Source organism: Kineococcus gurbantunggutensis (assembly GCF_050871925.1).
Taxonomy (GTDB): Bacteria; Actinomycetota; Actinomycetes; order Actinomycetales; family Kineococcaceae; genus Kineococcus.
Genome location: NZ_JBJLSG010000046.1, coordinates 20,802 through 31,888, shown reverse-complemented (window position 1 = coordinate 31,888; position 11,087 = coordinate 20,802). Strand labels below are relative to the sequence as shown.

Annotated in this window: 8 protein-coding genes and 1 pseudogene; 4 read left to right on the top strand and 5 right to left on the bottom strand. The window is 77.2% G+C overall.

Annotated features, from left to right (window positions below; all coding sequences use genetic code 11):
• Nucleotides 1–368: pseudogene (locus ACRYR7_RS11030) on the bottom strand (hypothetical protein); the annotation flags it as partial.
• 70 nt (nucleotides 369–438) lie between these two features.
• Nucleotides 439–1,008, bottom strand: a complete 570-nt coding sequence (locus tag ACRYR7_RS11025; RefSeq protein WP_432572136.1) for a serine O-acetyltransferase — start codon at nucleotides 1,006–1,008, stop codon at nucleotides 439–441.
• A 150-nt stretch (nucleotides 1,009–1,158) separates the two neighbouring features.
• Here ACRYR7_RS11025 and ACRYR7_RS11020 point away from each other — a divergent pair, with 150 nt between their 5' ends.
• A complete protein-coding gene (locus ACRYR7_RS11020) occupies nucleotides 1,159–1,716 on the top strand; it encodes an arsenate reductase/protein-tyrosine-phosphatase family protein (RefSeq protein ID WP_432572135.1) in 558 nt (185 codons plus the stop codon).
• A gap of 21 nt (nucleotides 1,717–1,737) precedes the next feature.
• On the opposite strand, the gene ACRYR7_RS11015 is transcribed toward ACRYR7_RS11020, so the two are convergent.
• The 3 genes from ACRYR7_RS11015 to ACRYR7_RS11005 form a co-directional block, all read right to left on the bottom strand.
• Entirely contained in the window at nucleotides 1,738–2,823 is a 1,086-nt protein-coding gene (locus ACRYR7_RS11015) for a glycosyltransferase (protein ID WP_432572134.1), read from the bottom strand.
• Between the two features lie 339 nt (nucleotides 2,824–3,162).
• Entirely contained in the window at nucleotides 3,163–3,579 is a 417-nt protein-coding gene (locus tag ACRYR7_RS11010; RefSeq protein ID WP_432572133.1) for a hypothetical protein, read from the bottom strand.
• Between the two features lie 179 nt (nucleotides 3,580–3,758).
• The gene (locus tag ACRYR7_RS11005) at nucleotides 3,759–5,555 is read right to left on the bottom strand and encodes a DUF4012 domain-containing protein (protein WP_432572132.1); all 1,797 of its coding nucleotides are present in this window, start codon (nucleotides 5,553–5,555) and stop codon (nucleotides 3,759–3,761) included.
• A 121-nt stretch (nucleotides 5,556–5,676) separates the two neighbouring features.
• On the opposite strand from ACRYR7_RS11005, the gene mfd reads away from it, so the two are divergent.
• The 3 genes from mfd to ACRYR7_RS10990 all read left to right on the top strand — a co-directional run bounded on the left by mfd (nucleotide 5,677) and on the right by ACRYR7_RS10990 (nucleotide 11,068).
• Nucleotides 5,677–9,264, top strand: coding sequence for a transcription-repair coupling factor (mfd, locus tag ACRYR7_RS11000; protein WP_432572131.1), 3,588 nt, complete (start codon nucleotides 5,677–5,679; stop codon nucleotides 9,262–9,264).
• A gap of 62 nt (nucleotides 9,265–9,326) precedes the next feature.
• Nucleotides 9,327–10,061, top strand: coding sequence for a nucleoside triphosphate pyrophosphohydrolase (locus tag ACRYR7_RS10995; protein WP_432572130.1), 735 nt, complete (start codon nucleotides 9,327–9,329; stop codon nucleotides 10,059–10,061).
• Between the two features lie 32 nt (nucleotides 10,062–10,093).
• Complete coding sequence (locus ACRYR7_RS10990) at nucleotides 10,094–11,068, top strand: ROK family protein (RefSeq protein WP_432572129.1); 975 nt, start codon at nucleotides 10,094–10,096, stop codon at nucleotides 11,066–11,068.
• Nucleotides 11,069–11,087 lie beyond the last annotated feature (19 nt).

Sequence of the window (11,087 nt, the reverse complement as noted above, 5' to 3'; positions counted from 1 at the left end):
ACCATCAGGGGGCGGTCGAGCATCAGCAACAGCGCCGTCAGCCATTCTATGAGGGAGAAGGGGGCGTGGAAGCGGGCGGGCCCGCCCGCGCCCCCGCCCCCCGCCGCGGCGTGGCGCAGCAGCCGCACCGGCAGCGGGTCGTCCTCCCCGGCGGCCACCACGGCGTGCGGCGGTGCCGTGGTGGCCGGCCCGAGCAGGACCAGCGGGACGCGGCCGCCGTCGGCCTCGAGGGCGGCGTGCAGGTCCTGGACGTAGCGGTTGAGGCCGCCCGGCCGGTCCCAGCCCAGTCCCAGCACCACCGGCAGCGGCGCGCCGCCGGTCCCGGTGCCGGTGCGGTCGCTCGGTGCGCCGGCGCGCTCGTGGCGCATGCGTGTGGTTTCCCCTCGGTCGGTGGCTCGGACCCGGACGGATTGTGTCAGCCGGCGCGGCGGGGACGGCTCACGGATTCGCCGGTGCCCCGCCCGCCCCGGCGCCCGCCGGGCGGCCCGGCAGGGTCATGCGGCGCGGTTGCGGGCTGACCACCACGGTGCCCGACGGCACGTCGGTCATCACCACGGCGTTGGGGCCGATCGTGACGTCGTCACCGATGCGGACCCTCCCCATGACGACCGCGCCGGCGCCGATGTCGACGCGGTCGCCGAACGTCGGGTGGTTCTCCTGGAAGTCCCCGTTCCCGGCCGCCCCGATGGTGACGTTCTGCCGCACCAGGCAGTCGTCGCCGAAGACGGTGTGCGGGTGGATGACGATGCCGCCGGCGTGCGCGATGCGGAAGCGCCGCCCCAGGCGCACCGGTGCGGGCAGTTCGATGCCGTAGACGTTGCGCACCAGCACGTAGCCCGCGCGCCCGAGGACCCGCAGGGGCAGTTGCCAGGGGTGGCGCTGCTCCTTGGCCCAGCCGGTGAAGTGGTGGACCGCGACGGCCCCGAACCCCGGGGAGGCCAGGGAGCGGTCGTTGCGGGCCCAGGCCTCCTTCAGCGCCTGGCGGAGCGTGGTGCCTTCGGGGGTCATGGGGTTCCTCCGTCTGTCGTGTCCTGCGCCGCGTTCCGCGCGGCGCCGCCGGTGGTGCGCGGTCTGCGTCCCGCAAACCCTCCCGCCGCGTCACAGTAGGCCATCGCGTGCGTCCGCCCGGCGGGGTTCCCGGCCGGTTAGGGTTCCGGGGTGCCTCTGGAGCGTGTCCTGGTCCTGTGCCGCGCGAACCGCTGCAGGTCCCCGTTGTTCGAGGAGATGCTGCGGGCCGAGTTCACCCGATCGGGCGCACCCGTGCTGGTGAGCTCGGCGGGTTTCCTGGAGGCCGGCCGCGCCGCGGCGTCCGGCTCGCAGGAGGAGGCGCAGCGGCGCGGGCTCGACCTCGGCGCGCACCGCAGCCGCCGGGTGGGACCGGCCGACCTGCGCTCGGCGGACCTGGTGCTGGCCATGGGGCTGGAACACCTGCGCGACGCCGTGGCGCTGGAACCCGGGTGCTGGCCGCGCGCGCACACCGTGCGCGGTCTGCTCGAGCGCGCCCGCGCGACCGGCCCGCTCGAGGGCGTCCCGGACGCGCAGCGCCTGGCGCGCTGGCACGAGGGGCGCCGCGCCGCGGACCTGCTGCGCGCCGGCGCCGCCGACGACGTGGCCGACCCGGTGGGCGGACCGCCGGCGGCGTTCGCCGCCATGGGCCGCGAGTTCGACGACCTCGTGCCGCGGGTGGCCGCGCTGGTGGCCGGGCGCCCCGCCTGAGGGCCCGGGCGCCCGGGGCCCTCAGGCCCCCGGGCGCGTCCCGGCCCTGCCGGAGACCTCGGCGACGATCTCGCGCAGGGCCCGGCCGAACGAGGCGGCCGAGAAGCGCTCGCCGTGCTCGCGCACCTTCTCGGCGTCGAACTGCGCGGGGTCGAAGTCGCGCAGCACCGCGGCCAGCGAGGCGGCGTCCTCCCCGTCCACGAAGCGGGTGGCCACGCCCTCCAGGCCGCTGTCGAGGTAGCCGCCGGCGCGCAGCACCACGCTGGGCTTGCCGAACGCGAAGCCCTCCACGGGGGACAGGCCGAAGTCCTCGCGGCTCATCGCCACCACGGCCGAGCAGTTCGCGTACAGCCAGCGCAGCTGCGCGTCGCTGATGTCGCGCACGCCGGTCAGCCGCTCGCTCCACTCCCGCCCCGCCGGCAGGCCGCCGACGGCGACGAGCCGCACCCCGGGGACCTGCTCGACGGCCTCGCACACCAGGGAGGTGTTCTTGTAGCCGCGGCGGCGCCCCACGGTGAGCAGGAAGCCCGGCTCCACGCCCGGCACCGGCTCGCGCGGGCCGGCGGGGTCCAGGCCCGCCGGCGGGTGCAGCACCCGCGCGCGCACCCCGTAGGCCTCCTCGATGCGACGGGCCACGGAGGTGGAGTTCGCCAGGTAGACGTCCACGGTGCGCGCGGCGCGGCGGTCCCAGCGGCGCAGCGGCGCCAGCGCCGCGGACAGCGGCCGGCGCACCACGCGCGGCAGCGCGCGGAAGTAGTCGTCGGGCTGGTAGAGCCAGCGGGCGGGGTTGTGGCAGTAGACGACCTTGGGCCCGTGCGCGCGCAGGCCGTGCGCCCACCCGGAGGAGCTGGCCAGCAGCACCCCGCGCGGGACGTCCATGCGGCTCATCACGGGCGCCAGCAGCGCGAAGGCGCGGCGCGGGTCCCGGCGGAAGACGGCCCAGCGGTTGAGCACGCTGGGCCGCACGTCGCGGCCGGCGAACTCCGGGAAGGTCGTGGCCTCCTCGTACACGCTGGTGATCAGCGGGGCGTCGGGGAAGTGCCGCGCCAGCTCCAGGGCCACGCGCTCGCCGCCGCCGCGCTGGGTCAGGTAGTCGTGGGCGAGCACGACCCCGGCCGCGCCCGGGCGCCCCGCGGCGCTCGAGGGCGCGGGCCGCCGGGTCCGGCTGCGCGCGCCCTTCGAGCGCGCTGCGGACCGCGGTGGACGGCTGGTGACGACCGTCATGTGGTTCCCCCCTGGTGTGGCTGCGCCGGGCGCGGATCGGCTCGCGGCGGCCGCGCGGCCCGAGAGCGCCGGCGGCGGTGGGGCCGCGGGCGAGCGCCCGTGACGGGGCGCTCCCCGCGGCCCGCGCGCGAGCGGGCCTCGGGACGGTGGGCGATCCCCCCGGATGCGCCCTCCCGCCGCGCGGGTCGTGCGGTGGCGGTGCCGGTCTCCCGGCACCGGTGCTCAGTGCTGGCGGCCGGTGCGGCGCTTGGAGGCCACGACCATGGCCGCGCCGCCCAGCACCAGGACGGTGCCCGCGGCGGCCCAGGGCAGCACGTCGGCGCCGGTGTAGGCCAGCTCGTCGCCGGCGCTCTCCACGGCCCGGGCGCGCGCCGGGGTGGTGGTGGTCGTGCTGCGCGAGGGCTCCGAGGCGTCCGGCACGAGCGCCGGGGTCGTCGTCGGCGCGGTCGGCGGCGTGGTGGTGACCTGCGGCTGCGGCGGGGTCGAGGGCACCGGGGGCACGGGGGTGGTCACCGTGGGGGTCGGCGGCGCGGGCGCGTAGTCGGTCGCGGCGGCGGCGAGCGTGGCGCTGCCCGTCAGCGCGGCGATCGCCAGGCCCCCGCCGGCGAGCATGCGGACGGTGTTCCGGGTGCGGTGCACGTGAGATCCCCCCATGTCGGCGTGGCCGCGGTGCGGTGTCCGCCGGTGTTGATCGTGAAGTGGGGTCCAGGATGACCCAACGTCACCCGCGCGTCCAGCGAACTGCCGCTGTCGGAGTGGCGTACTCACCCAGAGTGACTAATCCTGCACGAACGGCTCAGCGGAACCTCCCAGCGAGCTCACGGGGAGGTCGCAGGGGGCTCGCACGGCACCGTGGAGACCTCCGGCGCGATCACCGTCGACGGGCCGGTCACCTCCGCCGGCAGCGCCTGCGCCGGCCCGCGCAGCCGCCAGCGCACCACCACCGGCTCGCCCGGCGGCAGCTCGACCGTCAGGCGCACCAGGCGCCAGCCGCGCTCGGCGTCCACGGAGGTGGGCACCGCCCGCCCGTCCACGCTCGCGCCGTCCAGCCCCACCGCCGGCGGCACCCACAGCGAGACCACGTCGCGCGCGGTGCGCCGCCCGGCCGCGGTGGTGGCCACCTGGTTCTGCACGTAGTCGGGGACCTCCTCGGGCACCGGGTTCGTCAGCGTCAGCTCCAGCTCGGCCACCGCCTCGGCGGAGCCGGTGGCGCAGGGGCGCTGCAGGCGCAGCCGCGGGCGCGTCCAGTAGTCCAGCTTCGAGGGCGCCACGTTCGTCAGCCCCACGTGCGCGGCCGCGCGCGGCTCGCCCAGCACGCCGGCCAGGCCTGCGGCGACCAGCGCGCGCTGCTCCTCCTCGCGCGCGCTCCACACCGCCAGGTGCCCGCTGGCCACCGCCTCGCGCCCGCCGCGCAGCGCCGAGGTGGACACCCCGTCGGCCAGCACCGCCTCGAACGCGGCCGCCGAGGCCGAGGCCAGGAAGGCCTTGCGCGCCTCGTTGTCCTGCGCGAAGCGCACGTAGGCGTCCTCCATGAGCACCCGCGGCAGGTCGGCCGTGGCCACCTCGCCGAAGACGCCCAGGTCCAGCGGGGCGTGGTCGGCCCCCAGCAGCTGGGCCAGGCCCACCGGGTCCACGAGCACCACCGCGTCGGGCACCGGCTTGCCGGCGTCGGCGAACAGGCTGGCGGTCAGGCGCGCGGCGTCGTCCGCCTGCGCGCCCACGGTGAGGTTCTGCACCCGCCCGGCGTCGCGGTCGCCGCCGTACAGGCCCGCGTACTCCCCGCCGTTGACCGCCGAGTCCCCGCGCGCCGGGCCGAACTCCGCGTCCGTGCCCGTGCCGGTCAGCTCGATGCGGCCGCCGTCCACGGAGACGTACGCGTACGCCCCCACGATGCCCTGCACCGGGCGGACCTCGGCCGGGTTGGTGAAGGCCACCACGTAGGTGCGCGCCCCCTGCGCCCCCAGCAGCCCCGGCAGGCGCGGCACCAGCTCCGCGGCGGTGCCCAGCGGGCCGGCCACCTCGTCGAGCCGGCCGGCCACCGGCTCCAGGCGGCGCGCGAGCACCTCCAGCACCGCGGGGTCCTCCGCGGCCGCCAGCGCCGAGCGGGCCGCCTCCACGCGCTCGCGGTAGTCCACCACGACGGGCGCCAGCCGCTGCACGCCCTCGACGTCCACCCTGCGGTCGGCCGAGACCACCCCCTCGGCCAGCACGTCGCCGGCGACCCCCAGGGCCGCGGGCAGCGGCTCGGTCAGCGCCGCGGCGGCGGCGGCCCCGGCGGAGGCCGCGCGCAGCTGCGCCCCCACCCACGGCACGCGCTCGGCGGCGCGGTAGGGCCACTGCGCGGTCGCCCGGCGCGCCGCGGCCGCGTCGGCGGCCGCTGCGCGCGCCGGCGCCACCGCCTCCGCGAAGCGCTCGGCGCGCACCCGCTCGGCCAGGCCCGGCGCGGCGTCGGCGACCCGCTGCAGCGCGCGCGCCGCCTGCACCCCGCTCACCGCGACGGCCGCGGCCCAGGCCAGCAGGAGCAGCAGGAGCACCCCCAGCACCGCCCGCGCGGCGCGCGGGGCGCGCCGGCGGCGGCGCGCGGGGGAGGCGGGGGCGGGGGTCGGGCCGGGCACCGCCCAGACACTAACGAGCCGCCGCGCCCGCCTGCCCGGCCCGCGCCCGGCCCGCGCGCCGGGTGGGCGTCGGGGCCCGGACGTAGGCTGGGAGCCCCACCTCGACCCCTCCGGAGTGTTCGTGAGCCTCACCGGCCTGCTCGACGTCCTGCGCACCGAGCCCGCCGTCCGCGCCGCCGTGGAGACGGCGCGCGAGGGCGGCAGCCAGGCCCTCGACGTGGTCGCCCCGATCGGCGTGCGCCCGGCGCTGCTGGCGGCGCTGGCCGCCGAGCGCCCCCTGCTGGTGGTCACCGCCACCGGCCGCGAGTGCGAGGACCTGGCCACCTGGCTGCGCTGCTACCTGCCCCGGCACGCCGTCGCGGAGTTCCCCGCCTGGGAGACGCTGCCGCACGAGCGCCTGTCCCCGCGCAGCGACACCGTCGCCCAGCGCCTGGCGGTGCTGCGCCGCCTGGCCCACCCGGCCGTCGACGACCCCGCCGCCGGCCCGGTGCGGGTCGTGGTGGCCCCCGTGCGTGCCGTGCTGCAGCCGCTGGTCAAGGGCCTGGCCGACCTGGAGCCGGTGCGCCTGCGCCCCGGCGACGAGGTCGGCCTGGACGCCGTCGTCGAGGCCCTGGTGGGCGCGGCGTACGCCCGCGTGGACATGGTCGAGCGGCGCGGGGAGTTCGCCGTGCGCGGCGGCATCCTGGACGTCTTCCCGCCCACCCGCCCGCACCCGCTGCGCGTGGAGTTCTTCGGCGACGAGGTCGACGAGGTCCGCTCCTTCTCCGTGGCCGACCAGCGCAGCCTGGAGCCCGAGCCGGAGGGCGTGTGGGCCCCGCCGTGCCGCGAGCTGCTGCTGACCCCGCAGGTGCGGGCGCGGGCCGCGGCGCTGGTGGAGGAGCACCCCGAGGCCGCCGAGGTGCTCACCAAGATCGCCGAGGGCATCGCGGTGGAGGGCATGGAGTCCCTGGCCCCGGCCCTGGTGGACGGCATGGAGCCGCTGCTGGACGTGCTGCCGGCCGGCACCCACGTCGTGCTCGCCGAGCCGGAGAAGGTCCGCGCCCGCGCCCACGACCTCGTGGCCACCGGCGCGGAGTTCCTCGACGCGGCCTGGATGAACGCCGCCGTCGGCGGCCAGGCCCCCGTCGACCTGGGCGCCTCCTCCTTCTGGACGCTGGCCGAGGTGCGCGGGCACGCGGAGTCCACCGGGCGGCCCTGGTGGTCGGTGACCTCCCTGGTGCCCGACGACGACCTGCGCGACCTGGAGGACACCCGCGTGCTGCGCGTGGCCGCGCGCGACGTGGTCGGCTACCGCGGCGAGACCGAGAGGGCGCTGGCGGACCTGCGCGAGCTGGCCGGCGGCGGCTGGCGCATCGTCGTGACCACCGAGGGGCCCGGGCCGGCCAAGCGCCTGGTGGAGGTCCTCTCCGGCGAGGACGTGCCCGCCCGCCTGGTCGACGACCTCGTGGAGGTCCCCGAGGCCTCGGTGGTGGCGGTGACCACCGCGAGCGTGGAGCACGGCTTCGTCGCCGAGGCGCTGAGGGTCGCGCTGGTCACCGAGGCCGACATCACCGGCGTGGGCGGGCAGTCCACCAAGGACATGCGCCGCATGGCCCCGCGCCGCCGGCGCAACGCCGTGGACCCCCTGAGCCTGCAGCCGGGCGACTTCGTGGTGCACGAGCAGCACGGCATCGGCAGGTTCGTCGAGATGGTGCAGCGCACCATCCAGGGCGCCACCCGCGAGTACCTGGTGCTGGAGTACGCCTCCAGCAAGCGAGGCCAGCCCGGCGACCGGCTCTTCGTTCCCACCGACACCCTCGACCAGGTCACCCGCTACACCGGCGGGGAGACCCCGACGCTGTCGAAGATGGGCGGCTCGGACTGGGCCAAGACGAAGTCCAAGGCGCGCAAGGCCGTCAAGCAGATCGCCGGCGACCTCATCAAGCTGTACTCCGCGCGCATGGCCACCAAGGGCCACGCCTTCGGGCAGGACACCCCGTGGCAGCGCGAGCTGGAGGACGCCTTCCCCTACGTGGAGACGCCCGACCAGCTCGCCAGCATCGACGAGGTCAAGGCCGACATGATGAAGCCGGTCCCCATGGACCGCCTCATCTGCGGCGACGTCGGCTACGGCAAGACGGAGATCGCGCTGCGCGCGGCGTTCAAGGCCGTGCAGGACGGCAAGCAGGTCGCCGTGCTGGTGCCCACCACGCTGCTCGTGCAGCAGCACTACAAGACCTTCGCCGAGCGCTACGCGCAGTTCCCCGTCTCGGTCAAGCCGCTGTCGCGGTTCACCCCCGGCGCGGAGGCGAAGGAGACGATCGCCGGCCTGGCCGACGGCTCCGTCGACGTCGTCATCGGCACCCACCGCCTGCTCTCCGGGGAGGTGCGCTTCAAGGACCTCGGCCTCGTGGTCGTCGACGAGGAGCAGCGCTTCGGCGTGGAGCACAAGGAGTCGCTGAAGACGCTGCGCACCAACGTGGACGTGCTCGCGATGAGCGCCACGCCCATCCCGCGAACCCTGGAGATGGCGGTCACCGGCATCCGCGAGATGTCCACGCTGGCGACCCCGCCGGAGGAGCGCCACCCGGTGCTCACCTACGTCGGCGGGCAGGAGGAGAAGCAGATCGCCGCCGCGATCCGGCGCGAGCTGCTGCGCGAGGGGCAGGTGTTCTACGTCCACAACCGCGTGCAGTCCATCGAGCGCACCGCCGCGCGGCTGAAGGAGCTCGTGCCCGAGGCCCGCATCGCCACCGCCCACGGGCAGATGGGCGAGCACCGCCTGGAGCAGGTCGTCGTGGACTTCTGGGAGAAGAAGTTCGACGTGCTGGTGTGCACCACGATCGTCGAGACGGGCCTGGACATCTCCAACGCCAACACCCTGATCGTCGAGCGCGCCGACGCGATGGGCCTGTCGCAGCTGCACCAGCTGCGCGGGCGCGTCGGGCGCGGGCGCGAGCGCGCCTACGCCTACTTCCTCTTCCCGCCGGAGAAGCCGCTCACCGAGACCGCCCACGACCGCCTGGCCACCATCGCCCAGCACACCGACCTGGGCTCCGGCATGGCGGTGGCGATGAAGGACCTGGAGATCCGCGGCGCGGGCAACATGCTCGGCGGCGAGCAGTCCGGGCACATCGCCGGGGTGGGTTTCGACCTGTACATGCGCATGGTCGCCGACGCGGTCGCCGACGTGCGCCGGCAGGTGCCGGGCGCGCAGAACGACGAGGCCGAGCCCGAGCCCACCGAGGTGAAGATCGAGCTGCCGGTCGACGCGCACCTGCCGCACGACTACGTGCCCAGCGAGCGGCTGCGCCTGGAGGCGTACCGCCGCATGGCCGCGGCCGACTCCGACGCGGACCTGAAGGACCTGCACGCCGAGCTCGTCGACCGCTACGGCACCCCGCCGCAGCCGGTGCTGAACCTGCTGGAGGTCGCCAAGTTCCGCATCGCCGCCCGCCGCGCCGGGCTGCGCGAGGTCTCCCTGCAGGGCAAGCAGGTGCGCTTCGCGCCGATCGACCTGCCGGAGTCGCGCGAGCTGCGCCTGAAGCGGCTGTACCCGGGCACGATCCTCAAGCCGGCCCTCTCGGTGGCGCTGGTGCCCGCGCCGACGACCGCCCGCATCGGCGGCAAGCCGCTGCGCGACGCGGAGGTGCTGGCGTGGGTGCACGAGTTCGTGGACGCCGTGCTGCTGGAGCAGCCGGCCTCGGTCGCCGCCGGCGCCCGGCGCTGACGGCCCGGGGCGCCCGGCCGGTGCGCCGGGCGCCCCGGGCGGGCGCGGGTAGCGTGCCGCGGGTGAGCGACGCCCCCGCCAGCCCCGCCCCGAGCGGCACCGCCCCGACCGGCTCCAAGCTGCTCGACCTCGTCGCCGTCATGGACCGCCTGCGCTCGCCCGGCGGCTGCCCGTGGGACGCGCGGCAGACCCACGCCTCGCTGCTGCGCTACCTCGTCGAGGAGAGCTACGAGGTCGTCGACGCGGTGGAGAACGGCACCCGCGAGGAGCTGCGCGACGAGCTCGGCGACCTGCTGCTGCAGGTCGTCTTCCACGCCCGGGTGGCCGCCGAGGACCCTGCGGAGGGCTTCGACGTCGACGACGTGGCCGGGGCGATCGTCGCCAAGCTGGTGCGCCGGCACCCGCACGTCTTCGACGGCGAGGTCGCCGCCGAGGACCTGCAGGCGCGCTGGGACGCCATCAAGGCCACCGAGAAGCCGCGCGCCTCGGTCCTGGACGGCATCCCGCTGCAGCTGCCGGCGCTGGCGCGCGCCGACAAGGTCCTCGGGCGCCTGCGGCGCGCCGAGCTCGAGGAGCCGCTGGACGAGGAGGCGCTGGACGAGGAGGCGCTGGACGAGGAGGCGCTGGACGAGGAGGCGGTGGGGGAGCGGCTGCTGGAGCTGGTGCGCGCCGCGCAGGCCGCCGGCGTGGACCCCGAGGCGGCGCTGCGCACGGCCACGCGCCGCCTGGAGCGCGCCGCTCGCGAGCGCGAGGCGCACCGGAGCGGGGCCGGCGCCGGCAGCGGCGCGGGGGCCTGACGGGGCCGGAGCGGCCCAGTAGGGTCCCGGCCGTGACGACGACGCACGTGCTGGCCCTGGACATCGGCGGCACCAAGATCGCCGCCGGTCTGGTCTCGCGCACCGGCGAGGTGCGCGCCGGGCGGGAGGTGCCCACCGACGCCACCGGCACCGCCGCGGTGGGCGCCGCGCTGGAGGGCCTGGTCGACGCCGTGCTCGCCGACGCCGCCGAGCAGGGCGTGGAGGTCGCCGACGTCGTCGGCATCGGCTCCGCCGGTCCCGTGGACGCCGCCGCCGGCACCGTGCACCCGGTGAACATCCCCTCCCTGCGCGGCTTCCCGCTCGTGCGCACCGTCGCCGAGCGCGCCGGCCGGGCGCTGGGCCGGCGCGCGCACGCCGCCCTGGCCCAGGACGGGCAGTGCTTCGCCGCCGCCGAGCAGTGGGTCGGCGCCGCCGCCGGCGCCCCCGCCGTGCTCGGCGTCGTGGTCTCCACCGGCGTCGGCGGCGGGGTCGTGCTCGACGGGCGCATCCTCACCGGCAGGACCGGCAACGCCGGCTTCATCAGCCACGTCGGCGTCGTGCTCGACGGCGAGCGCCTGCCCGGATCCGGCGCGCTGGGCGTGGTGGAGTCCTACGCCAGCGGCCCGGCGATGGTGCGCGCGGCGCGGGCGCGCGGCTGGCGCGCCGGCGAGCCGGGCGCCGACGCGAAGGCGCTGACCGCCGACGCCGCAGCGGGCGACCCGGTGGCGGTGGCGGTGGTCGCCGCCGGCACCCGCGCGCTGGCCTCGGCGTTCCTGTCCGCCGCGGCGCTGCTCGACCTCAGCGACGTCGTCGTCGGCGGCGGCGTGGCCGCCTCCGGGGAGGTCCTCATGGCGCCGCTGCGCGCGGCGTACGCGGAGATGGCCGTGCACCCGCACCTGGCCGAGGTGCGCATCAGCACCTCGCGGCTGCCGCGCGCCTCGGGCCTGGTGGGCGCCGGCCGGCTGGGGTGGCAGACGCTCTCGGGCGCAGCGGGGGGCACCCACTAGGCTCGGCACGACCGAACAG